At 46.8% G+C, this 24,892-nt stretch carries 22 protein-coding genes and 4 tRNA genes; 7 read left to right on the forward strand and 19 right to left on the reverse strand.

All coding sequences use genetic code 11. From position 1 onward, the window contains the following. The first annotated feature begins 9 nt into the window (after positions 1-9). The 7 genes from pal to MHN00_RS13905 all read left to right on the forward strand — a co-directional run bounded on the left by pal (position 10) and on the right by MHN00_RS13905 (position 3,465). Positions 10-576, forward strand: coding sequence for a peptidoglycan-associated lipoprotein Pal (gene pal / locus MHN00_RS13875; protein WP_014948870.1), 567 nt, complete (start codon positions 10-12; stop codon positions 574-576). Continuing rightward, positions 576-1,370, forward strand: a complete 795-nt coding sequence (ybgF, locus tag MHN00_RS13880; protein WP_239301485.1) for a tol-pal system protein YbgF — start codon at positions 576-578, stop codon at positions 1,368-1,370. The genes pal and ybgF overlap by 1 nt, the downstream gene beginning before the upstream one ends. Positions 1,371-1,662: 292 nt before the next feature. Next, positions 1,663-1,738, forward strand: a tRNA-Lys gene (locus tag MHN00_RS13885). A 24-nt stretch (positions 1,739-1,762) separates the two neighbouring features. Continuing rightward, a tRNA-Lys gene (locus MHN00_RS13890) sits at positions 1,763-1,838 on the forward strand. 38 nt (positions 1,839-1,876) lie between these two features. After that, positions 1,877-1,952, forward strand: a tRNA-Lys gene (locus MHN00_RS13895). Between the two features lie 244 nt (positions 1,953-2,196). After that, positions 2,197-3,252 carry a quinolinate synthase NadA gene (gene nadA, locus MHN00_RS13900; protein WP_239301487.1) on the forward strand — a complete coding sequence of 352 codons (1,056 nt, stop codon included), beginning with the start codon at positions 2,197-2,199 and terminating at the stop codon, positions 3,250-3,252. 122 nt (positions 3,253-3,374) lie between these two features. Further along, a tRNA-Ser gene (locus MHN00_RS13905) sits at positions 3,375-3,465 on the forward strand. A 107-nt stretch (positions 3,466-3,572) separates the two neighbouring features. Here the strand turns inward: MHN00_RS13905 and MHN00_RS13910 are convergent. From MHN00_RS13910 to MHN00_RS14000, 19 genes are all read right to left on the reverse strand, one after another. Next, positions 3,573-3,836, reverse strand: coding sequence for a hypothetical protein (locus tag MHN00_RS13910; protein WP_239301489.1), 264 nt, complete (start codon positions 3,834-3,836; stop codon positions 3,573-3,575). A 13-nt stretch (positions 3,837-3,849) separates the two neighbouring features. Next, on the reverse strand, positions 3,850-6,684 hold the full coding sequence (locus MHN00_RS13915) for a PKD domain-containing protein (protein WP_239301490.1): 2,835 nt from the start codon (positions 6,682-6,684) through the stop codon (positions 3,850-3,852). 1 nt (position 6,685) lies between these two features. Further along, positions 6,686-7,480, reverse strand: a complete 795-nt coding sequence (locus MHN00_RS13920) for a hypothetical protein (protein ID WP_239301491.1) — start codon at positions 7,478-7,480, stop codon at positions 6,686-6,688. 11 nt (positions 7,481-7,491) lie between these two features. Beyond that, entirely contained in the window at positions 7,492-10,383 is a 2,892-nt protein-coding gene (locus MHN00_RS13925) for a hypothetical protein (RefSeq protein ID WP_239301492.1), read from the reverse strand. Next, complete coding sequence (locus tag MHN00_RS13930) at positions 10,376-11,800, reverse strand: hypothetical protein (RefSeq protein ID WP_239301493.1); 1,425 nt, start codon at positions 11,798-11,800, stop codon at positions 10,376-10,378. The genes MHN00_RS13925 and MHN00_RS13930 overlap by 8 nt, the downstream gene beginning before the upstream one ends. Further along, a complete protein-coding gene (locus MHN00_RS13935; RefSeq protein ID WP_239301494.1) occupies positions 11,797-15,153 on the reverse strand; it encodes a fibronectin type III domain-containing protein in 3,357 nt (1,118 codons plus the stop codon). The genes MHN00_RS13930 and MHN00_RS13935 overlap by 4 nt, the downstream gene beginning before the upstream one ends. Then, entirely contained in the window at positions 15,141-15,557 is a 417-nt protein-coding gene (locus MHN00_RS13940; protein ID WP_239301495.1) for a hypothetical protein, read from the reverse strand. Before MHN00_RS13940 ends, MHN00_RS13935 begins: the two co-directional genes overlap by 13 nt. Continuing rightward, positions 15,554-16,195 carry a hypothetical protein gene (locus tag MHN00_RS13945; protein ID WP_239301496.1) on the reverse strand — a complete coding sequence of 214 codons (642 nt, stop codon included), beginning with the start codon at positions 16,193-16,195 and terminating at the stop codon, positions 15,554-15,556. Before MHN00_RS13945 ends, MHN00_RS13940 begins: the two co-directional genes overlap by 4 nt. After that, positions 16,192-16,803 carry a hypothetical protein gene (locus tag MHN00_RS13950; RefSeq protein WP_239301497.1) on the reverse strand — a complete coding sequence of 204 codons (612 nt, stop codon included), beginning with the start codon at positions 16,801-16,803 and terminating at the stop codon, positions 16,192-16,194. Before MHN00_RS13950 ends, MHN00_RS13945 begins: the two co-directional genes overlap by 4 nt. After that, entirely contained in the window at positions 16,800-19,472 is a 2,673-nt protein-coding gene (locus MHN00_RS13955; RefSeq protein ID WP_239301498.1) for a tape measure protein, read from the reverse strand. Before MHN00_RS13955 ends, MHN00_RS13950 begins: the two co-directional genes overlap by 4 nt. Beyond that, positions 19,469-19,810 (reverse strand): hypothetical protein, encoded by a 342-nt coding sequence (locus MHN00_RS13960; RefSeq protein ID WP_239301500.1) that lies wholly within the window; start codon positions 19,808-19,810, stop codon positions 19,469-19,471. Before MHN00_RS13960 ends, MHN00_RS13955 begins: the two co-directional genes overlap by 4 nt. A gap of 20 nt (positions 19,811-19,830) precedes the next feature. Next, complete coding sequence (locus MHN00_RS13965; RefSeq protein WP_044446733.1) at positions 19,831-20,163, reverse strand: hypothetical protein; 333 nt, start codon at positions 20,161-20,163, stop codon at positions 19,831-19,833. A 91-nt stretch (positions 20,164-20,254) separates the two neighbouring features. After that, positions 20,255-21,202: a hypothetical protein gene (locus MHN00_RS13970; protein ID WP_239301502.1), complete on the reverse strand. Its 948-nt coding sequence runs from the start codon at positions 21,200-21,202 to the stop codon at positions 20,255-20,257. Further along, positions 21,199-21,405 (reverse strand): hypothetical protein, encoded by a 207-nt coding sequence (locus tag MHN00_RS13975; RefSeq protein WP_239301504.1) that lies wholly within the window; start codon positions 21,403-21,405, stop codon positions 21,199-21,201. The genes MHN00_RS13970 and MHN00_RS13975 overlap by 4 nt, the downstream gene beginning before the upstream one ends. Beyond that, on the reverse strand, positions 21,402-21,827 hold the full coding sequence (locus MHN00_RS13980; RefSeq protein ID WP_014976438.1) for a hypothetical protein: 426 nt from the start codon (positions 21,825-21,827) through the stop codon (positions 21,402-21,404). The genes MHN00_RS13975 and MHN00_RS13980 overlap by 4 nt, the downstream gene beginning before the upstream one ends. After that, the gene (locus MHN00_RS13985) at positions 21,827-22,249 is read right to left on the reverse strand and encodes a phage protein Gp36 family protein (RefSeq protein ID WP_239301506.1); all 423 of its coding nucleotides are present in this window, start codon (positions 22,247-22,249) and stop codon (positions 21,827-21,829) included. The genes MHN00_RS13980 and MHN00_RS13985 overlap by 1 nt, the downstream gene beginning before the upstream one ends. 23 nt (positions 22,250-22,272) lie before the next feature. Beyond that, positions 22,273-22,623: an HI1506-related protein gene (locus MHN00_RS13990; protein ID WP_239301508.1), complete on the reverse strand. Its 351-nt coding sequence runs from the start codon at positions 22,621-22,623 to the stop codon at positions 22,273-22,275. Between the two features lie 77 nt (positions 22,624-22,700). Further along, a complete protein-coding gene (locus MHN00_RS13995; RefSeq protein WP_239301509.1) occupies positions 22,701-23,633 on the reverse strand; it encodes a Mu-like prophage major head subunit gpT family protein in 933 nt (310 codons plus the stop codon). 42 nt (positions 23,634-23,675) lie between these two features. Continuing rightward, the gene (locus MHN00_RS14000; protein ID WP_239301510.1) at positions 23,676-24,887 is read right to left on the reverse strand and encodes a phage protease; all 1,212 of its coding nucleotides are present in this window, start codon (positions 24,885-24,887) and stop codon (positions 23,676-23,678) included. Positions 24,888-24,892 lie beyond the last annotated feature (5 nt).

The raw sequence follows: 24,892 nt of genomic DNA on the forward strand, positions 1-24,892 counted from the left end.
ATTAGTAGGATGCAAATGAATAAAGTGATGAAGAGCTTCATTATCGCATTGCCAGTAGTGACAATGATGGCATGTTCTTCAGGCCCTAGCGAAGAAGAATTGGCAGCAGAGCGTAACCGCCTTGCACAAGAACAAGCGGCTGCAGAAGCGGAAGCACGTGAAGCAGAAGCACAGCGCGTTAAAGCAGAAGCTGCACAGCGCATGAAGCGTCAAGAAGAAATGGTTCAGCAAGAAATGGAAGCGTTGAAAAACGAACAAACCGTTTACTTTGACTTTGACCGCTCAAGCATCAAGCCAGAGTTCCAGCGTATTCTAGACAAGCACGCGGCGTTCTTGGTGAAAAACCCAAGCACTAAAGTGACTATTGAAGGTCACACTGACAGCCGTGGTACGCCTGAGTACAACATCGCGCTAGGCGAACGTCGTGCACAGTCTGTTGAAACTTACCTACTTAATGCTGGCGTAAGCAGCAGCCAAGTAACAGTAGTTTCATACGGCGAAGAAAAACCAGCAGTGATGGGTTCTACTGAGTATGCATTTGCTCAAAACCGTCGCGGAGTGGTTGTTTACCGCTAATGACTATTCTAACGAATAAGACATTAAAAATGGGCGTCACTTTATGTGCCGCCCTTGCTGTTTCTACCGCATTTGCGCAAGCGCCTGTGGTAGACGCCAATGGCGGCAGTGAATTAGAGCAGCGTATTGTTGTGCTAGAGCGTATTGTTAAGAGCCGAACCGAAATGCAACACAGGCTTCAAACGCAACTAGACAATATGCAAATGGAAGTCGACCAGCTGCGTGGTGCGGTTGAAGTTAATACCAATGAACTTCAAAAAGTACTTGAGCGTCAACGTGAGCTTTATCTTGAAATAGATAAACGCGTGGAGGCACTTAAGCAAAGCGGCGTGCTACAAGGTAGTGCCATGCCTAGTGCAGGTGTTGATTCGGGCTCTGTGAGCTCTCCAACAGCATCTACACCAACGCAAGCACCGCAAGCAGGTGAAGATGAAGCCTACGAAAATGCGGTGAATTTGATCCTTAAGTCTCGTGAGTACGATAAAGCCATTCCTGCGTTTCAATCGTTCATTTCACGCTTTCCCAACAGTGGTTACGCACCAAATGCGCACTATTGGTTAGGGCAACTGTTGTTTAATAAGCAGCAGTGGAGCGAAGCAAGTGAACAATTTAATATTGTAGCTAATCGCTTTACCGATTCTTCCAAGCGTCCTGATGCCTTATTAAAACTAGGTGTCATTGCTGAGCGAACGGGAGACAGTTCAACAGCACGTCAGCTGTTCCAACAAGTTGTAAATGATTACCCTGATTCTTCGGCAAAACGCCTCGCTGAATCTCGGTTAAATAACTTGTAATGAACAAAGCCTCTTTTAAAGAGGCTTTTTTATGAGTTAGAGAAAAGTTTTTTTCAAAAAATTCCATTTAGAGTGCATAAAACTTCTGCACCAAATTTCACTGTATTTCGTAGAAACCTGACTAAACTCAATTAGTATTGGTATAAATACTCAGCGAATTGTTTTCATTTTGACCGTTTAGTCGTAATTTGACAGAAAAATGAAAATAAAAGGACGTTATGGGTTGCGTCGAATAAAAATCTGAGTATTATATGCCGCCGTTGCCAAGACACAGGCAACAACAGGAAAGAAAGGGTCGTTAGCTCAGTTGGTAGAGCAGTTGACTTTTAATCAATTGGTCGCTGGTTCGAATCCAGCACGACCCACCACTTTCTCTCCTAGCATCAAATGATGGGTCGTTAGCTCAGTTGGTAGAGCAGTTGACTTTTAATCAATTGGTCGCTGGTTCGAATCCAGCACGACCCACCATCATTTGAATTGCGAAACTTATCTGTGTGTCACTTGATGGGTCGTTAGCTCAGTTGGTAGAGCAGTTGACTTTTAATCAATTGGTCGCTGGTTCGAATCCAGCACGACCCACCATCAAGTCTCAAACTCAAATATTCCTTTTTTAAATAATCTCCGCAGTACAAAACACCAATGCTTATTGCGTTTTAAAACGCTACTCGTCTCATTTGCACTTTGATCTGGTTTACCTAACCCCATGTAGTAGAACAGGTAAGCATAACTACGACTATTTAATTACCCTTATGTTGATTAGGTAGTGTGTAATTTTTATGACAGTTGGGTATAATCCGCACCCTTGTCGCAACAGAGATGTAGGTTAATGTCAGTAGCATTTCGAGTGGATCAGGTAGAGTACCCGTTCCCAGCAAAACCACAGCCATTGTCAGAAGAACGTAAAGCTGAACTAAAGGCTGAGATCAAAGCTTTACTTAAAGCCCGTAACGCTGTGCTTGTCGCACACTATTACACCGACCATGAAATTCAGGCACTCGCTGAAGAGACTGGTGGCTGCGTGGCAGACTCATTGGAAATGGCGCGCTTCGGAAGAGATGCACAAGAACAAACCTTAATTGTTGCTGGCGTTCGCTTCATGGGTGAAACGGCAAAAATTCTTAGCCCTGAAAAAACCGTACTAATGCCAACACTCGAAGCAACGTGTTCGCTTGATATTGGTTGCCCGGTAAAAGAGTTTAGCGAATTCTGTGATCAGCACCCCGACCACACCGTAGTGGTTTACGCGAATACATCAGCGGCAGTAAAAGCGCGCGCTGACTGGGTAGTAACGTCAAGCATCGCGCTTGAAATCGTTGAGCACTTAGACAGCCAGGGCAAGAAAATCATTTGGGGCCCTGACCGACACTTAGGCTCGTACATTGCCAAGCAAACCGGTGCCGACATGCTAATGTGGCAGGGCGAGTGTATCGTTCACGACGAGTTCTCTGCACAGAAACTAGCAGACATGAAAGCACTGTATCCAAACGCAGCAGTTCTGGTTCACCCTGAATCACCCGCAAGTGTGGTAGAGATGGCAGATGCAGTTGGCTCAACCAGTCAGCTAATAAAAGCCTCGCAAACCATGGATAACGACACCTTTATTGTTGCTACCGATAAAGGCATCTTTTACAAGATGCAACAACTTACTCCAGAGAAGACGTTTATAGAGGCTCCAACGGGCGGTAACGGCGCTACGTGTAAAAGCTGTGCTCACTGCCCTTGGATGGCAATGAACGGCTTAGAAGCGATTAAGGCGTCTTTAACGGGCGAAACTGATGGGCATGAAATCTTTGTTGATGATGAATTGCGTAAAGGTGCACTCATTCCACTTGATCGCATGCTTAACTTCTCAGCCGAGTTAAAAGCGAAAGGCGGGCTATAAGCGCACGTTTTATAAGCACTTGCTGAATATTTTCCAGCAAGTCCTTGATTAAGCGCGCGGCTTTACCTACTATACGCGCGCTCAAGGGTTTTCGTCGTTGAAATCTTCTTGATACAAAATTTGGAGAGATGGCTGAGTGGCTGAAGGCGCACGCCTGGAAAGTGTGTATACGTTTATAGCGTATCGAGGGTTCGAATCCCTCTCTCTCCGCCAAATTTATGCGAACGTGGGCACCTCATTTGAAGTGCCCATTTTTTTTCGAAATAATTTCTGTAGCCGCCGGAGAAGTTTGGCGAACAGCGCGGAGAAGTTTGGCGACACTATTGGACTTTAGCGGCTTTATTTATCTTCTTTTCTCTACCCCAATTGACCTGCTTAATACCTCTCTTGGTAGCCCATTCTCTTACTGCTTGTTTCATCTTCATTGTGACTGTGCCGTGACCAATATAGATGACAATGTCGTCCTCGCCTTGTGAGTGAGCATAGAACTTAAACGTTCCTTCAGGGAAAGTTAGCCGAAGAATCCACCCAGTGATGAACTCTTCGACTTCAACTTGGTTAAATACCTCGACTGTATAAGGCATATTTAAATCCCGTTTAAACAGTTCTTGCGGTTGTTGAGTAGTATTTTACTTTGGGTGCGCCTGATAGCCCTGGAGCAGTCATAACAACACCTCTCTCATCATCGCCTACAAAAACAGAGACAGTCGGTTCGAATTCTTTTGTTGATGACTTGATTGGCATATCTCCCATTCTTGCGTGCAGTTTACTTTTTTCTCTCGTGATTGAATCCGTATCAGTAGATATGATTTTAACGCCAGTGGTTTCGAGCATAGAAATTTCTACTCTCCTTACATCATTTGCTTCGAAATCGAACCATCCGTCTTCTAGAACAAGGCCTGTGGGATCACTTGGCTTAAGTCTGAATGTTTCTCTATTTGCTCGCCCTGGAAATGCCGTAATCATTCCATCTGATTCAAACGTAAATGAAATTTTATCGATAATGTTGAGTACATCATTTTGTACTACTGCAGCAACGTCAATGTTAACCAGGGAAGGGGAGCTAACTGCACCATCATCGTCAACAGTGACCAGTTGAAACGTTAAGCGCTGCGCCGCTGTTCTGCTTGGAGCCGTTGCCGTAGGGCGTGCAGGGTCTTCTAGGTTAAGAGTTACTGTATCACCAGCGGTTTGCGTCCAGCGCCATTCTAAAATTGTGCCGTCGGTATCTTGCGAACCCGTACCATCGAGCGTGAATTGCGTTGCTGCAGCTACCGATTGATCGGGGCCAGCGTTTGCTGTTGGGGGTTGATTCACTGGTATTGCCTCATCTGTAGTAACCGTTTGTATTGCACTTGGCGCTGAATCGCCAAGAGTATTAAACGCACGAGCATAAACAGTGTAGGTTGTTTCTGGCTCTAAACCTGTAAATGAACCTGTTTCATTTTGTTGGTTATCTAAAAAGAATTTATAGCCCGTAGCCCCAGGAACGGTGTTAGTGCTTAAAGCAATTGACTCACTGGTTTTAGACGTCGCGAGGCTTGGTGCTTGCGGCACAGCTACTGCGTCAGCGCTATATGTGATTAGGTCTATTTTCTCAAATGTAACGGCAGCGTCAGCCGTTGCAGGGTCAGCACCTAATGAGCTGTCAATCTTCGCTTTAATAAAGACATAAAGTGGCTTGTTATAGTCAAACCCGCTTATATCAATAATTTCTTGCCCAGCTACACCTTCAAGTACGATCAACTGACCAGTTGCGGGCACAAGGCGCAAGCCAACATTGTGGCGTGACTGGCTAGACTCATCTTGTTCTTTGTCTGAGTTGCGCCCACCACTTTGCCCAAAATAGTTACGCGATAACGTAGTACCATCGCTTGATGTACCTAACGTGTCTATAGCCATTTTCTCAGAGCGTGCGGCACTTGTGGTTGCTGTCGCTCTAGGATTCCATCGATAGTTAAACTGAACCGTTGGCGCGGTCAAACTATCGGTTAAACCAAATTCAACAAGCATCGCATCAGACGTGTCTTTCCCGATGTTCTTGAACATTACATCAATGATGTCATGGTCTTTAGGGGTAATGCCTTGCGTTGAGATTATGGACGATTCAGATTCATCCATGTTCAACAACAACGATACACAGCTCAGTCCTTCTAAATCGTAGTTTGATAGGCTGGGGGTGACCGCTAGCCCTGTGGGTAAATTAACGCCATCAGAGGCATAGGATTGCTGCACTGCCCTTTGACTTAAAGGGTTGAAAATTTCCCAGTCAGCGGCTTCTTCGGTAACCGTACAAATACCGATTGAGCTAACTGAAGCGCCATTCTGCATGGCTTTATAAAAGCCATACACAACACCTTCATATTCAAGTTCGTGAAAGTTTTGAAGTTCATCATCATCGAACTCGCCAGCGGCCCCAAGCTCGCCCATAACATTAGGCTCTGACACAAAATTAAAGTAGTCATCAACTAAAAATTCGCACGGAACCGCCCCCGCATCTACACCACCAGTTACAACGTTGGGTCTAAAAGTGCCTTTAATTTTCCAGTACGCGCCTTCTTTAATTTGGTTATGCGGGTTTTCTGGTATGTAAATCCAGTCTTCTTTTCCTGCAGGGCTGTACTGTTTAAGTTGACCTTGCATTCGGCCTACGTCGGCAATTTCAGTCCAGTATCGAGCGCTTAGGGTGTTTGAACCCACTATGCGAACACTTGGTCCACGGTTGTCAAAACCACCGCCTTTAGTCTGTTTAGCAATCCATTTAAAAGGGATAGCAGGGTTTTTGTTTAGCCCTACATCAAAGTAACCACCATGGCCGTTCCCTGAGAAAAGCTTAGGGTTGTAGGCATTGATGATACCTTTATAAGTAAAATCTATGCCGTTTGAGCCTGTGGCGTATGTGGTTGCTTGTACATTACCGCCGTATTCACTCCCGGCATTCACAGCACCATCGTGAGTAAATAAATAAACCAATCCCTGATCTACTATCATTTGTGGTGTTTCCGTCTGCACCTCTTTGTAGTAGATAGGGTTAGTTTTCTGAACTATGTGATCGAACCATGTTTCATTTGATACATTTTGCCATTCGTGCCACGCCGCCCCGTCTGTTAATGGCCCGTCTGCTTTTCTCCATACACGAACATAAATACCGCCATTGCCTGTACTATGGTCAGAAGATGAGTACATGATTAACGGGTAAATTTCACTCGGCCAACCAGGAATATAAACGGTTTTATAGACACGAGCCCAAAACTCCTCGTCATCAACCATAGAGGCAGGCTTATCAAACAACTTACCTATCTTGTTTATCTTTCTTTTGAACCCGCTGACAAACTGGGGTAGAGGTAGAGCAGGCAAATCAGGAATAGCGCCACCACTATCAACATAATTAAATGAACTTAGGCGCTGTGGCCATAATGCTGAGTTCGCCATATTACGCCTCCGTTACAGTCGCTGAAGACCACGCAATAATGTCTGTATCATCATTTGCGGCTTGTTTATCCGTAGCAATGAGTAACAGAGCATCTCCTGAATTTAACTCTGGGAACTCATCCAAACCAAAGGTGATGGTGTTTTCACTCGTATCGAGAGTGCCGCTGGCTATTGAATGTCCGAGTGGTGCAGGAGTCACAATATAATTAACATTACTTACTCCAACCAACCCTTCTGCAAGATCGAAAGTTATTGTTTTACTAGCCGCTACTGCAGGGTCAGGAATTGTGATGTAGTCAAAGTCATAATCTGCAGAACCTGTACGAATACCGTGCAATGTTGCATTTTTATTAAACGTGTCGGTTATATCTCCACCGACCTGCGTACCATTTTGGAAGCATCGAATTGTGTCTCCATCCAACTCTACGCCCAAAGTTCTAGGTGATGCGCCCCCAATTCCTGCAGGTGTTATATCCAACAAGTCGGGGGATTGGGTTACACCATCAATAACCTTGATAAGGCGAAGGCGGTTATCTTGGGCGCGATTTAGAAAATGAAAGCCATTATTTAAGTCTGTAGCCCTGAAGAAAATCGCCGCATAAGAGGGGCTTGTTTTGGGGTCGAGGATGCGCAATGCCAACGAACCATTACTTGCAGATTCCCACAGAATACGAGCATCGCCACTTGGGGCAGACCCCGTTATTCTTAAAATTCCATCTTCTAAAATCCATGAACCAGCCTGCAAGAAGCCATTGCCATAGTTACCATTTGCACCGTCAAAATTTAAAGTTGCCATTTCTTAACTCTCTATACTGTAATTGTAATTTCATTAGACCAGTTGCCAACTAGCGCACCATTAAGGCAACGACAACGGACTTTGTATGTGCCTGAAGAAAAACTAAGCGAACGCTCAAAACACCCTATGACACCAGGTAACCCCACATCAGGAACGGCTAAAGGTGACCAGCTAACACCGTTGTTACTCGACACTTCAAATTCCATGTCTGTCATAGCAACACGGCAATAGTCTTTTATTGTTGGATAAGTTTTTAGAACTGAAACGCTTCCGGCCTCTAGGCGAATAACACCCACATCGCTGAATCGATTGTGACCTGCATTTACTTGCGACTTCATTTGGTCGGTTGTCACACAGCGAATGCCATCAGCATGCGTGTTCCATAATTCAACGAAACAATATGAGTGTGTGGGGGCTATGCATTCTTTTGTGCCATCCAATCGAGTGAAATCGCAGTTGGCAACGAGTGACGTACCAACATTGTGAACCCGCAGAGAACGGTAAGCGCCGTAGAAAGTTGAATGGTTTACTTCCGTGCGCTTTTTAGTATCAATAATGCCGTCTGAAGCGTTTCGGCCATTCATGCCTAATACGTAAGCTTCGGCTTCAAAAGTTTCGGGGTTCGTCAATCCATTAAAGACAAGAATGTCACTGTTACCGAATTGGCTCGTGTAAACACCGTTACTTGAATTTAAGTAAAGGTCAGCCTTGACGTAACACGCTTGGATTTTCTCAAAGTAGGGTCCGTCATTCATTTCTGGCGAAATCGCATTTTGCCACTTTTCAAATTCGCCTGTGTAGCCACCGGTAACCTCTAGACGATATACATCTAAATTGCCCCCACCTCGTAAATTGATAGCGGTTTTGCGGCCATTGGAATACACGTTTTCGAAAAGGTAATTACCTCTGTCATTGTCGAAGTAGCCGTTTCTCACGCTCTCAGCGAGCTCACCTGTTATATAAACGCGTGAAGCGGCTTCATCTTTGAGGCGTTTTACGGGTTCAATGTACCACTCAAGGTTTATTTCATTGCCACTTTGACTAAATTCAAGCAGCGGAACGGCTGGGGTTTCTGCCCTTAGTAGTTTGCGCACATATATGTTCAACACCTTGCCTGAATAGCTTTGGCCTAAAATAGAAATCGAGCTAGCATTAGCTGGCGCACGAATTAGCCAAACTTCTGTACCTTCAAGGTAATGGCTGTATTGCCCTTGTGCGCTCCCAATTGAAGGTAAAACACCACCAGAAGTACGCCCCTCAAGCTTTAATGAGATTTGATAAATTTCACCTTGTTCGAAGTTATAGTTAGCATTCAATGAAGTGCTAATATTGTTCGCGGAATACCTTTCACCGTCTTTCGACCAGCCGCTACCCGTAAAGCTATCAGGCTGAACAACTTTCGCCCCTACTTCTGGTGAGGCGTTGATTTCAAATTGATGGGTGTAAATTTCGGTCTCTGTTGAATACCTGAAATAGTCAATTGCTGTTTCGCCCGGATCTAAGTGTAGCCATGTCTCTGCGGGGTTGTACCTTACCGAGCCAGAACGGGTGCAGGCTAGCTTAGCCCCACTAGGCAGCGTTATCACTTCATCAAACGGCCTTTCACTGCCCTGAACAGATACCGCGTTCGCCATTTGAGGGATGTGATTGTAAGGCTGATAGAGCGTCTTATTTGCATACACAGGCATTGAATCAAGCACGACACTGGCTTTCTCTCCTCGCCAGCTTTCGCCTTTGGCCATTTCAATTGTTTCGTTATACAAAACACCGTTTACAGTGACGTTGTTAAGCACAATGGTTGAATTGCCTAGCGCGGTTACGAAAGGCAATGGCAATTTAAGTTGATAGTCCCCACCATTAACCGCTACCGTTGAACCTTCGCTTAGTACGACAACACCTAGACCGCCTGTTTCATCGAGATTGCAACCACAGTTGTTAAGCTCTCCGTTCTTGGCAAAAAAGTAGGCATAACTATCGCCCTGTATCTGACGCAAAAACGTGATCATACAATCACGCGCTTTCGCCTCTTCTCCAAAATAGATACCCGCACCGCATTTGTCTGACACCAGACCTTTTACATTGGCAACGCAATTAAATATGAATGCATTCCCACTAAAGCCATTAATAGTGTTGTAGCGCACCGTTGCCGTGCCGCCAGACGCAAACACCACACCGTGATAAAGCACTTTAACTTCATCAAATTGGTGATACTCGTTGTCAATAGTGAGGGCAATTACCTCTACGTTACTGTGGCCTTCCTCGACCTTCAGACCACAATCACCCTCGCCAGTAGCATGTATGTCTTGAAGCGATACATTGCTTGAAGCCAAGGGGATGTTAAGCATTTTAGCGACTACGCCAATGAACGTTATCGTTCGCAATACCCAGCCAAGCATTCGGTAACCACCCGTATCTATTAAGGGTGTGTTGATAAGTACCGCGTTTTGAATAGTGATACCTTCGGCTTCACCTGTTAATTTAATGGCTGTGGCAGAGTCCTTGATTTTAAGCCCCAAAATACGGTGATAATCGGCGCTTATTTCGAACAGTGTGTTCTGATGTTTAATGATGTAGGGCGCATGATTCTCTAGCGTTGTATCTATGTCGGCAACGCCTTTTTGCACCCCAAAATATAACGTGTAAAGCCCACCCTCTTTTCCATCTAAATTAAGCTTCCAAGGGGATTTAACGGGCGTCCAGTCACGAATAACGTTTTTGTTTGCGCCGATGTAAAAGTTATCCCCCGGGTCTATCCGATAATTGGGGATATCATCTTCTTCACTGGCGCCATAAATGCGGTGATAAACCTCATTAAAATCTTGTGCGGGATTACAATCCACCCATTCTTCCCCTTCGGTCCACCCTGCATCATTGAGTAAATTTGTATCAAACAGCCTATTCATAATGCTTTACTCGCAAACGTAGTGACTCAACTCGTACCGAACCTGTTATAGGTGAATGCGCAGCGCGCCTTTTAAAATAAAGACGATCTTGTCGTGTGATAAATCGGTAAGTTCCTGCAAAGGGGGTAGATGACGCCTCACTGTTGCTGAGGGTGAGCGCCATTGGTTGAGTAATATCCGTGACAATAACTATCTCAAATTCAAAATCATCCCACGTGTCGCTAAAGGGGCGCAGCGCATCGCTACCGCTTTCAGCATTGGTAACGGTGAAAAGCTTTTTGTCATTTACATCTTGTGACCAGCTACCGCCCATTGAATTAGGGTTTTCGGGCATAACATCACTGCTATACCAATACCCATCTTGGCGAAGCGAGAACTGTTTGAATTGGTTTACCGTTGCATCACCGTTGCTGTTACCGTAATAGGCATCAATTGAATTGAAGTGGCTACGTGCGGTAGATAGCGTTTCATAGCCATCATCAGTTTGAATGAAATCAATTAAGCCAATAAAGCTACTCCCGAATTGCCCTAAATTACTGACTGCCGTGGTCACTGTGTGCCACTCAAAGTTAGCCAAGCTAGGACTGTCCGGCAGTCCACTCCCACCACTACCCATAGGGTAAACTCGCAGCGTTAGGTTGCCTGTGTAAGCATTATTGAAATAGACACGATTGTTCGCCGTGGTTAATAAGAATTCGCGAGTAGCGATGATGTTAGGAATAGGCAGCCACTCTTCAGTTAATGCCACATACGCCACTTGGCGCACATCATCAAACAGCATTTCACGCTTGTTGTTAGGTGAATATGTGGGAATATCCACTGTCTTTTTTAGCGTCGGATAGTCACTTAGAAGATGAGTAAGACTTTGGTTTTGTCGTACAGGCAGACTCAGCGCCTGAGTGCGCTTATTGTCCGTGTCGATATCATCGGGCAGCTGCTCAACCGAAATTTTGCCGCCAACCTCAGGGAAGGTAGGAAAGCGCGTCGCCGTTTCTGGCAACACTTCAACTATATCACCTTGCACTTGCGCCCAAGTGGGCCACTGTGTAGCGGTCACAGGGGGATCGATAATCATTGAAAAGCTAATTTCACCTACGGTACCAGGACCGTCACCATATGCTTCAGCTAGTCCGTTCTGCGCTTGTGTTAGTGAAGTTATAGCGGACAATAAGGCATCGTTCTGTCCAAGTGGTATGAGCGCCGCGCTTTTCTCTACAATATCATCGCCAATGTAAGCAATAGATAGCGTTAAGGTGCGATTCACTGTATCGCCGCTTGTCACAACCCGAGGTCTGTCACCAGCTACAACAATTACGCTTCCAGGCACCACCGAAAAGTTAGAATCATTCGTGTTTATCTGTACCAGATTGCTGTTGTTTGTAAGCGTAACGCTTGGAAACTCTCTCACTGCGCTCATTGAGGGCGTTCCTCCGCGCTTATAAGGTTAAGGTTTTGCGTCAGGATGAATTGAATCACGTGATACCGCTGCTGATTCACCACTCGCACTCGATATGAAAATGTGTCTAGGCTTGTATTGGTATCTGTATAAGTAAATGAAGAATTGGTTACTTCTGTTCGATTACAAACTCGGCCGCTAGGGTCATTAGATAATTCAGGTTCATGTAGCTCACGGTATGTTAGTTCGCCAGTAACTTCATGCGACTGGACCTGTGCCCATCCACCATTACCTAAGGCGCGTTCTAGAATAATGGTGCAACTCGGAACAAAGGTTTCACCCGTTGGGCAATAGCCATCCTCTTGACTGAAGCCACGCCAGCTAATGCCATAGCTCACTTGCTTAGGGTTTCCATTCGTTGTGAACGGACCGACGACTACAGACGGGTTTTCTGTAAGAAGGGTAGTATCACCACCGTTTAACAGTTCGCCTGTCGTTAATGAGCCGCCCACATATTGGTTAGCAAAGATGTCTTCCCAACCGAATTTGCCGTTAGATTTTCGAAGCTGGTTGTAATCGGGCTCACCCAGCGCATCAAGGATAGGCTCACCCTTCCATATAACTAAATTGTCAGGGCCGAATCCGTCATAATCCTGAACGCGCATAAAGTGTTCTCGGATAGTTACTTCTCTGGCAGCTCGCAGTGTGCCTTTAAATTCAGTGTTAGCACCTATTTCAAGTCGCCCGCTTATTGTGTTTAACCAGAAGAACACTTCACCTGCAGTGCTCGCAAAGCGAAGGTTATCCATGTAAAGCAGTATGTCACTGTCGCCATTACCGCCCTGGATACTTAGCCCGGTGAAATTTTCGTTTTCATCTACAACGCCAAGGTAATAAGTGCCGCCCAATTCGCCTAGTTGAGTCTCAAGAGCTTGCATGAAGTTGATGACTGAGAGTTCGTCACCATCTTTGTTGACGACCTTTACTTCGTCGAATGCGCGAACTAGGGGCGCACCCACTACCCACTCGCCGTTTTCATCTTCATAACCGATATTCACCTGCTTGAACTCAGTAAATTGTGCAGCGACGGTTTTGGTACCTACTTTTTGTTTAAGTCCGATTATCTCTGTGCTGTTTATCTGGTTAGCACTTACCGCTTCAGTCAGGTTGTAAATTAGCTGCTGGTATTGATTCCCTTGCTCACTGGTTTGTGTGCTCCAATGAGACACATCATTTGTGATGGCCTCAATATGATCACCCAGCGCCGCTGGTAAGCCTGGCCATTGAATTCGAGATATGATTTCTGGGTCTACTCTGTCGAACGTCGTACCTATCAAATCAGCAACACTGAAGCTTAGCCAATTCGGGTCTACTTGGTCGCCATCAACAAGTCGATACCAAACATAGATAATGCCGTCGTGAGGGGTATTTGTAATAGTAACGGTGTCGCCTTTGCCCATATAAATGGCGCTATCGAAATGTTCCTGCTCATCGCCATCATAGGAGTACTTCCATTCATATGTTGCGTTGTTATGGGGAAGAGTAGGGCCGTTAATTACAATGCGACCAGGCAACACATTTACTACTACACCTTGCGTGGGCGTCGACGGTACTCCAATAGTAATGTCTCGTCCGATGCCTAGACTGGTTCTAAATCGGTTTCGTGCAGATACTGCTACGGTATAATCTCCAACAGGCAAGTGCGCCAAGCTCTGAGCTCTGTTTGCAGGCGTAAATGTTAGTTGAGTCTCGGGTGTTTGGCTGTCTTTGTTGCTGACTGAAACAACATAGCTGATCACGTTAGCCGGCGATGGATGGTCCCACGTTAAAACACCTTGTCGCCAGCTGTCATTTGGGGTGGTTGTCCACTGTAAATTTTCAGGAGCCTGGACAACGGTAGCATCTGGCAAAGATGTGTTTGGCGTTAAGTCGCCTTCAGCAGCTTCAAAGCTGTCAGGGTAAATCTGCGGGCCATCTTCTATTAGCTGCAGTTTGGTCTGATGTTTTTCAGTATCAAAGTCTCTGTCTTCAACGGTAAATTCTTTACTCACGCCTGTTTCGACATCAACAAACTTTATACATGTACCAGGAATGATATCTAGCCTAACACCCGGGACAATGTGTGTAGCCATAAAACCCGCGCGGCTACGTTCCATTGCTAGCTTGCCTATTCGCTGCGCTTGATGGTCGCGGGTTATTAGCGTGAAGCGCAGGTTTGACTCTAAGTAAGCACCGTCGTTTTCGCGGTACTCGGCGCTCTTTACCACAGGGGCATTGGTCATTTGCCACTTGTGATTTGGGCTAACATACTCGGTTTTAACCGTATTGATTTTTTCTTTGTAAGGGCGATGAGGACGGTACTCTGGAAACGTCATTGAGTTGTTATCTACGTCAATGACTATTGTTGCTGGGCCAGCATACATAGCGGGTTTTAGGTAAACGACACCACCTACACGATAAGGTCTTCCACCCATGCACGCCATTACCTGGTTGAGCATGTCGGCTTGACGCATACCATTGTTTAAAACACCGTTAACCTCAAAGCGCGTTCCTGTTTGCTCATTGCCCTCTGCGTCTCTGTAGATAGCTTGTTCGTCACAGTAGTTGGCGGTAACAGCAATAAAGTCCATAGGAAGGCGTCGACGAGGAACGGGCTTTGCGCCGTAACGGCGTAAGCAGTCGTAACTACATAGCGATGGGTTGCTTGACCACTCCCATGTTGATTCATCATCGAAACGGTGCTCACCATCACCACCTTGCGTCGTGTCTTTTCTGGGGTCGTAAACCTTGTGGCCACGAACAACGAATTTAATTTCGTTTAGCCCGCTCGGGAACGCTTCATCATCAACTTTGATTTTTAACGTCACATAGGTTTGGTTTACGCCTATATGTTCCGATGTCCACCCACTGATATATTGGTTAGCAAGTGGGCACACTGTGGTTTGGTCGCCTAAATAGATTCGGCTGGAAACTAAACCTGAAAGCTCACTCTTGGTTTTCCCCTCTATTTCATAAATATCTACGCTCTCACACGGATGGCCAACAAGGTGAAGCACCATTATGTGGTAGTCATCACCACCGATAGTGGGCTTGGCATAGCCGACGATTTTGCCGCCAACTAGGGCCTCGCCATACACTATTTTTCTTACATCGTTAGCGTTGGTATTTAACGACTGGTCAGTGGCAGGGTCAGATGCATAGTCGCCCATGTCGGGTGTAAGGGCATCACCCAGAAAATGCGTTACTGCAGCTCCGCCAACGCCAATTGCTACTGCACTTAGTGCAGCTGAAAGACCAACACCTAAAACCGTAACCGAAGCGCCTACCGCTGCGGCTCCCAACCCTAATGCAACGCCGACAGCTACTGGTGGCATGGCACACTCCAACAACCTAACGCGCGATTTAATGGCATAGTGGCAAGGCCATTTAGTGTCGCCACCCAAATTTTACCGCTAGCAACAACCCCTAAGGCATCACCCGTGTCGGTTTCAACAAGCACCAAGTCACCGCGACCTGCGTTTAAACGGGGTTTAAGCGGACCAAATATGGCACTTAACGTACTTTTAATATCGCCATTGCCATATTTAATTAACGCCTTGGCTGCCCCTTTTTCAGTGGTGTATTTACCCCTAAACGGCTCTGCAAAATCTTTTCCTGTCATCGCGTGAACTGCATTTGCAGCGAACAAGCAGCAATCAAACGTGCCCCACTCAAACGGGGTGTCTAAATTCTTTTGCAGGTAAGTGACAAGCTTTTCTGGCCAATCCTTGTTTCTCATCGTTGGTGGGCTCCGCTTCTACCGCGCGTTGAACGTCTACCGCCACCGCCGTAATTTGTCTTAACTGGAAGGCTGGAAAGAGGGGAGCCTGCGATCACTTCCACAAGGTCAAAAAATCGGTCCCCCGGGTGAAGTTCTTGTTGCGCTGCGTCGGTGGTTTTTACCACTTCGACAGGTTGAGCCCATCGCTCGAACCAGTCGTTAATCGTAATTTTGATAACCGCAGGTTTGTTCGCTGCGCGTTTACCTGTGATAACTTTTAGGTCAACCATTTCTGCATCGATAAAATAGTCAGCGCCTTCTGTTATTTGGCGGTTCTCATCGAACGCCACTAAATGGATGAAACATTCGCGGCCGTTGGGGTCTTCGTTCATGACTTCACTGAGTAACGATGGGTCACGCACAACAAGTGAAAGCGTGGTTCTGTTGCCATTTTGGCTCGCGTTCTCTCTAACTCTGCCGATGCTGCCAAGCTCGCCTATGCCTAGATAGGTTTGCTCGTTATATACGCGGGTGCCCACACCTGTGTGAACTCGTACCCAGCCAGACTTAAAGTTTAATTCTGCAAAGGCGAGCAAGCGCGACGGGCTGGCTTGCGCGGCTTCTAACATAGTGGGTGAAATAGCGCTCTCAATCATGTAAATGCCTCTTCAAAATCAAGCGTAATATTGCGGTACAAACGGCGGTTGCCAGACAGCTGCTGTATTTGTTCTGGTTTAATCCATCGCGCGATGGTTTTAAGCGAAGAGACATCGCTTTGGATAACACTGTTGTCTGCGGCGGGCTCGCGTAATTCGTTTGTAAAGTAAAGCGTGGTGCGACCAAACTCATCGGCATAGCAGTCTTGCCTAATCTCAAGCAGCTGCTCGCCAATCACACAGCGGTCCATTGCACTTGCGACCAAAAGGTTCGGTACAAACCCATCGGCGTTTAACATCATGCCGTACTGGCCTGCACCATTTACTCTAGGAACGCCTGCCCACAATCCGCTTTGTTGATTAAAGGTTGTGTCGTACAAACGCGTTTTATTAACAGGGCCGCGCAAGTGAGCCAAGTGCGCCTTCAGCACCTTACATTCTTCAAATGTCAGCACTGAAAACTTGTAGGAAACAATCCATCGCTCGCCTGGGTTCTCTACAATATGCTCAAATCCATTAAATGAACTTCTGTTCATTTTGGTATTGAACTGAGGAACAAACAGGCAACGGCTAACGGGAAGTTGAGGGAAATCAAAAATCTCATTCATGCGGCCATCGTCCCACTTAAGCTTTGCGATAATTCGCCACCACTAGAAAAGTCTTCTCGCAGCTGGGCTTGCCACTGCAGCTGCGCCATTTCCACGCTCTCGCGTATTTTTTCTTCCATGCCTGGTACCGCATTTGTTGCGTCTATGTTGAATGTCGCTTGAAAGGTTGTATTGCCTTGGCTGCCTTGTTTCATGCCTCGCGCTGCATCGACCATGTGCCCAAAGTTGTCCGCTTGAGCGGGGTTAAGAACCATCTCGTCTTTGCGAAGTAGCCATGTCCCTTCGTGAGAAGCGGGAACGCGGCCAATACCATCGTGAGCAATTCCGAGAATCGAAAGGCTTTCAGCTAGTCCCACTGTCGCTGTCATACCTGTCATGGCTGGCGCAGAGTTAGCGCCAAAGGATGCGAGTGAGGCAAATGCGGCAGCAGGCGCGTAAGCTGAAGCTAGCGCCGTTCCCGTTACTGCTGCAGTAGCTACGCTCGACGCTGCACCTGTCTTTTGTATGCCTTCCTCGATGGCATATAGAGCTAGCTTTTTAACGCCCAGTTCGACTAAGCCCGAAATCATTGATTGAAGTGCACCTTTTGCAATGCTCTTCATAGCATCGCCAAAGCTTTGTTGCTCAAACAGTGCCGTCGCAGTTGCGTCGCCAATACCCGATGCGAAACGATCAAAAGTATTGCCCCACATGGCATCAAAATTTTCTGTTGTCCGCTCAATATGACCTTGCATCTTTTCCCAAAACGTTTGATTGGTTTGGGACATATCAAGCTGAAATTGCTCCTGGAGAAGACGTTCGTTTTCTTGCTGGTTGCGCTTTATCTCCAACATTTTGTCAGCTTTTTCTTGCTCCAGTTGAGTAATAAGCTCCTTATTTCCTGTCGCTTTTTGAATTTCACTGTCATAAAAATCGGATATTTGCTCTTTAAGGCGGGTATACTGCTCATTCATGGCGTCTTCAGTTCGCCACATTGATTCGTAGATTGCGGCCTCTTCGGCAGTCAGATTGCCAGCCAGCACTTGTTGCTTTACTTGCAATTGACGGCTGTAGTTGTCCGTATCCTTTTCATATGCGGCAATTGAATCTTCTAATCGCTTGACGCCTTCAGAACGTGATTTGGCGGTAAGGCGCTCTTCTTGTTTAGCCGCGTCATCAACACTCAGTAACTTTTCTTTGAGTGATTGCGTCTCTACCAAGTCGTTCTTAAGCGCCTCAATCTCTGTAGAGATACTTCCTAGGGCGTTAGAATTACTTACTGCTTGGCTGATACCTGAAAACTGATTAGTTGCAGGTGCTGCGTTTCTATTGGCTGCAGCCTGTCTTTCTTGCTCATCTGAATATGCTTTTTGAAGAGCAAGCAGTTTTTCTTTTTGCTGCGTCTCTTTAACATTCAGTTTGTCTATTTCGCCTTGACGCTGAACTTTATTGAGCTCTTTAAAACGACTCACCAGCGTTGCTACTTTCTCGCTATGCTCGCTAGTCGCTACTTGTGCGTCATCTTGCTTGCTGGTGTAGTAAAGAAGAGCAGCGCCTGCAGCTATTGCTATACCAGCAGGCCCACCCAGTAAAAGTAAAGCGCTGTTGAGACTTCGCATACTTAGCGCTAACGCATTAGTGGCGATGGTAGAAGCTGTTGCTCTGCTAGCCTGAACCCCTAATGATGCACTAAGCCCAGTAACTGCAGGGGTTGCTATGAGTGCTTGTCTAATGAGTACACCTTTCGCAATCGCAGCACTAGTGAGCGCCCCTGCGTAGCGCCCTCCGACAACAATTGAGGCAGCTACAAGGATATCTGCAACGGTTTCTATGTTGTTTCCAAGCGTAGTGATTGCGGCGGTGAGAGATTCAGAAACGCCAAGCGCCTCGTCTTGCTCTCCGATAAACGCGGTAAGGTTATTTTTGGCTACCGTTAAACTTTGCTCAATTGTGGCTGTGGCTTTTGAAAATCTGGTATCAATTTCATCCGCAGCAGATGCTAAAGATTCAACGACAATACGAGCAGTAATTTGCCCCTCAGCAGCCATTTTCCGAAGCTCACCTTTTGTCACTTTCAGATACTTAGCAACAGCATTGAGTATTTCAGGGGCTTGCTCAGCAACTGAGTTAAACTCGTCGCCTCGTAACGTTCCCGAAGCCAAGCCCTGGCTCAACTGGACGATAGCCGCGTTTGCAGCTGCAGCCTCAGTCCCGCTAAGTGCAAAAGACTGATTGACCGTTTTTACTATGTCTACAAGCTCTTGGTCGGTTTCAACCAATGAACGCGCGTTGCGCTGTAACGTGGCATACAAATCAACGGACGATGCGAACTCAGTTCTGGTTTCGTTGGCAACCTGTAGTAGCGCTTTCTGTGCTACTTCTAGCGCCTCGGCGCTTTCAGAAACGTCTCGCAGCTTATTCTCTATAAGTGTTGCTTGGTCTGCGTAGTTTGATATATCTCGAAGAGCAAATGCGCCCGCTAACGATGCTCCAAGCCCAAGGGTCGTAGTCTTGATGCTTGATATAGAGCGTTCAACAGAATCGATTTGTGAGGACGCACGTGATGCTTGACGGCCAGCTTGTTCGGTTTCATTGCCAAACTTCTCAATCTCGTCTCGCGATTTCTTTACACCGCGCACAAGTCCATCGTTGTCTGCTTTAAGTCTTAAGCCAACTTCGATATCACTCATAGGGATGCTGCCTTATCGTTGAGTTCGTTTGAAATAAATGTCGCTAGCTTTCTCAGCAGAACATACTCTTTGGGTGAAAATTGTCTTTCAGACATTTGCGCGTCAGCTTGAACCGCGCTGACATCTAACCCTTGATATCTTCCACCCCAAAACTTGAGTAGGTGCCTTACTTCGCTAAACCAGGCAATGACTGCCATGTTTTCACGAAATATTTCAAAGTCTGAGTGGTGTGACATCGCATCAATTTGCTTTTTAATGTATTCAGGCTTTGCGCCTAGTGCTTCGAGTTGCTCACGTAACTCGCTTACTTCATCTTTTTTGGGGCCGTGCCCATTCACCCAATAATGGGCTGCCCCCTCTAGTTTTTTTCCAGATGCCCTGTGGCCGCTTCGTGATAGGCTCTGATATAGCCTGCGCGAACGTAGCCAAAGCTTTTAAACAGCCTTTGCTTATTTTCTTCACTGGAGGGAACGATGCTTCCGTCTTCGAACTTAACGTCGCGGCCCAAGTCCTTAACCACACGGCAGAGAAAGTCGACATCCGGTTTTGTCTTCCACGTGTCATATTCCTCAGGCTCAAGGATTTCAAAAAGTGAAGAACACTCTCTAGGCTCGGTGGTACCGCCATCAACGCTTTCGTGAATAGTTACTGGCCACCAGATTTCTTTTTTGGCTTTTAAAACGAACGGCATGTCTTTACCTTGAATAAGTTGCCGTCCTTGGCCGTAACTAATCGCTGACTCCTTTGCTCAGCGTCTTTGACGCCCTACGGGGCACGTTGTATTAACGAGTAACGAGCTGGCTGTCGTTGCCACGAATAACGCGGTAACTAATATCCCAGGCCTGTTTACCTTTCACCTCTGCAGGGCTGACCGTTAAAATCTGAACCCCTGTGCTCTTTTGAGCGACAACATGGCCCTCATTAGCGCCATGGGTAAGTTCGAACGGGATGATCACGCCAGACAGCTGTATAGCAAATGGGTCGAACGTGCCCAGCGTGGGTGTCTCGATTATCCATTTACCCTCTTCGTTCCAGTCGTTAATGAAAATCTGCTTACGCTCAGTTCCTTCATCGTATTGAACGTCTTCATTGCCGTTTAGCTCGTATTCATAGAGGTTGAGTGCTTGACCATCTAGCGTAAATGTCGTGTTGGTATTGGACATGGGCAAAGGATCTGAAAACTCGCTGAAATCTGGTTCAGGCGGTGTACCTTCCAACGTGCCCCCATAAACACCTTTAATTTCGGCGGTACCCATGAAGCGTTCATTAATTTTGCCTGCGTACGAAATACTCGCTTTACCTGCTAATAAGATGTGATACATCCCTTCCCAGTAGAAATAGATCGTACCGTCTAACTCTTCAGATGCATTTTGAATACGGTTGTGTGACACCTCAGTCGCCACATCCGTGTGTTCATCTTTACCTGATAATTGAACCAGAGATGACCAAGCTGCAGGCGAAGATGCTGTACCAGAACCAGCCAGCTCAAAAGGCGCTGTGATACTAATCATTTCACTGGTATGAATGACGGGTTGTCCGCCGTTCCTGCCGTCGTCAAGGTCGCGACTAACTTGTTCAGTTTCTAAAGGCTTTACGCTTAGGCCCGTGGTCAATATGGCTTTAGGTATTGCACCTGCAGCGATATAGTCAGTGCCTGAAGTATCACTGTCTCTGCGAAGCGCGAGTAAGATGAACTTTTTCTTTTCCTTAAACCCTGGAGTAATACTCATGATTTCTTCTCCTGTGCTTTTGGCTGCGCTTTGGTTTCAATTGAGCGGTCTTCAACAACCACGACTTTTAGCTTTGGATGTGCACTAATTTGCGCGCGTTTGCCGTCGCTTAGCTCACCCGTTTTAAACTTGTTTTCACCAGGCTTAAACGTTATTGCTGCGCGCGTAATATCGTTGTCGCTGGCATTGGTCACTATGATCATGTTGCATTTCCTCTGTACCAGGTATTGGTTGAAAATCTGTCTATCCACCAAAGGCCATCGTTGGTGAAACCGATAAGGTCGCCATTCCCCAAAATAACGCGTTCGTGCTCATCATCAGGTTTCCAACCAAACAGGCTTTCACGCAGTGTATTGCGCAGGCTTTCAAGCTCTGCAAGCGTTCGCTCGCCTGTAGGGTCGTTAATGGCACGTAATCCAATGACTACACCAAACGTCACGATAAACTCTTGCAGCGGACGGCCCATATCGACATCACGGCTGTTTGTCATGGGGCGATTGCTGACTGGCACGACAAACGCGGCGCTATTGCGATGCAGTGGTTGGCTCATTGCTTTTCGCACGTTTGCGGCGGTGCCAACCTCGTCGAACAGACTGGCGATGCGGGGTTTAACCAAATTCAGCATCAAATAAACCCCTTGGAGTTGCTACGGCTAAACACGCCTGTCTCACTCTGAATTTGTATCTGGTCGTCAGATGCGGGCGACTCGTTGCTATCTGACAGACCTAACCGCACTTCGCCTTTCCCCACCGACTTCAAAAAGTCCATTGCCGCCTTGTTGTTCTTATCGACGGTTTCAGGAACGGTGTGGTCGTACATATTGAACCTGGCGATGTCAGCGCATATTTTAATTAGCACGCTAGGTACAACATTAAGGGGTAGGGTGTAGCGCCCACCCAAATAGCCATCAATCAAGTCACTGGCATCCTCTATGGCTGCACTTACTGCTTGCTCGTCAATAAAGCCGTTATTGTCGCGGTCAGTAAGACGTAACAGTTCATCGGCTCCGTAACGGTCAATTAAGTTGTCAGTAGTGCAATACGCCATAGTGATGCTCCGACTAGCGCTAATTAGGCGCTAGCACCCGTGTCTTTGGTTGTGCTTGCTTTACCCGTAGCTTTCGTTCCCGTCGACTTGGTAGGTTCGGTTTGCGAAGCAGTCTTTTTTTCTTGCGTCTTTTCTTCAGTGGCGGCAGCGGTGAGCGCGGCAGAGATAAGTGAGGTATCAACGCCTTCTGGGATGGCATCGGACTGCACTTCACGGACAGACAGCTTTTTCTCTTTGTGAATAGCGTTGAGCTGCTCTTCTGTAAAGTAATCTTCAGGGAAGGCTTTTCCGGCGTCAGTAAAGGTTGTGCCAGCACGACGAAAGGAAGGCACACTTGAGGCGATAACTAATACGGCAATAGCGAGTTTTGACATAACGTTTCTCCAAAACAACTGACCTTAATCTAAAAGCCAGTTGTAGTAGTTGTAGTGATTGTTAAGGTTCTAGGTAATTAAGCTTGAAGGTAATCGGGGTTTAGTACCGTAAACTTGCCTTTCAGCTCGTTACTTACCGTTACACCGCCATCATCAATTTGTTCGCGTTCATTAATCTTGGTAGCGAGTTCGTGCAGTGATGACGGCACCACCAACGTTAACTTGTTCTTACCTAAACCTAATGGACGGCCGCCATCTGCTTTAAAACTGCGGAACATCTTGATAGCTTCCCAAAGGGTTGCTGGAGTCAGTTCTTTCTTAACGCCGATAGCCATCTGCCAGAATCCGTAGCCAGAGTCACAGCGGCAATCCACGCCATATCGGAACTTCTTGTTCATGAACACTTGTTCGTCGTTAGGGTTGTCCATGGCCTGAAACTGCATGCCTTTTCGGTCTTGGAAGATAAGCGGCTTTAAGCTTCGCGAGGTATCTAGCAGATACCAGGCATCGCCTGTGTAGCCTGCATCAATGATTGCGTTAGAAAACGAGGTATCTGCGCCGCTGCCATCTACTTCGGCATTTACAGGGTGGTCGGTATCAAAGAAGTATTGGCCGTCGTAACAGGTAGATGTGAAGCCAGCACCCAACAAAGGGAATACCAGTTCGTCAGGAAATACCGATGCCGCGTAACCCATCTCTTCCATCATGGGGGCATATACGCCCAAGTTATCGTCTTCGATGTCGTTTCTATCGACTTCGACGGTAGACTCAAAGTCTCTATTCGTGATGGTATAGCTGTGTTCTTTAAGCGACTTCATTTGACGCTCGCCAATCCACTCTCTAAATCCAGGCCATTGGCCTAACCATCCATAAGTGTTCGATTTGGTTGAGGAAGGAACGACAGTGGCCACGGCACTAAACATTGGCTCGCCGCGAGTTTGGCCGTCTTGGAAGTTTTTACGAAACCCAGTGCGGATTGCGTTTAATACAGGTGAGGTAATAATAGCCATGTGCTTTATTTCTCCAAATTAAGTGTGTGGTTAGGCGTAGAGCTAGTCTTTCTTAAGCTCGGTGGCGTAGTCCTCGTGGGAAATGCCCAGTTGGTCTGCTACAAGCTTTTGGTCAGCGGTAAGGGCCGCAACGCCGTTTTGGTCTTCACCGTCTGGTTTCTTTTCTTTGGTTTGTTTACCACCAAAGGCGTCCACGCTTGCGCGGCCATCAAGCTGTGCTTTAAGCGCTGCCATGCTACTTTTACCCAGGCTGCGTAAGTAAGGCAGCTCCGCTTGCGCCACGAACTTGCCGTCTTTTTGGGCCTGCTCAATGAGCTGGTCGACAGTTACCGCACTGTGGTTTGCCGATAACGCTGCTAGCTCTGCTACCACGCCGTTATAGGTTTCAATAGGCACATACTCGGCTGGGTTAATACCTTCTTTGGCTTGCTCAACTTTTGCCGTAAGCGCGGCAATTTGTTGGTCGCTTTCTGCTGCGCCGTCTAACTTGGACTTAATTTCGTCAAGCTTGGCTTTCACGCCTGGCTTAGTTAACTGTGCATGTAATGCAGCAGCATCGATGTCGGTAGACGGGGTAGTAATACCCAGCAGGTTAAATAGCAGGGCTAATGCTTCGTTCATGGGCGTAGGCTCCGATGGTTGGTTATTAACGTTTGCATGAAGGGCGGCAGCTTGACTCATGCCCTTTACTGCTGGGTCATTAGTGAGAGCGGCGCTGTGAAGGTCTAACACTTCACCTGTGTGTTTGTTGTAAATGACGACCGGGGAGTAGTATTTGTACTCACCGTCTTTGATGTGCTTTCGCGCGGTGGGCGTGAAATTAAGCTGAGCAAATAAGCCTTTGTCTTCTCGCCATTCGAATTTATTACCCCATGCACTGGCAGGGGCTTTAGAACCGTTCTCTTTGGCAAGTAGGGTTTGATGGTCATAGTCGACAAGCAGCTGCTCGCCCGCATCAGCTCGCGCATTTAATTTCGCGGCAAGAGCTTCGCCTTTGGCATTATCGATGCGCCACTTATTACCAGGCACTTCAGTAGGGCGGCCATCGTAGGCAGCGAAGTCAGCTCCCGGGAGTATTTGTTGCCAGGGCTGTTCTATATCAATTGAAAAGGTACAGGCAGCAACGCCAAGTGGAGACTCAGCGTTGTTCGACTGGTTCGATAGGGCAGCAAAGGACACGGCTGCTGCTAGCGTTGTCGCTACATGGCGGCCTCCAAGTACTGAAGATGTAAGTGTGGTTAATTGTTTTTTCATAGCCC

The organism is Alteromonas sp. Cnat2-8 (genome assembly GCF_022348355.1).
GTDB classification, from domain to species: domain Bacteria; phylum Pseudomonadota; class Gammaproteobacteria; order Enterobacterales; family Alteromonadaceae; genus Alteromonas; species Alteromonas macleodii.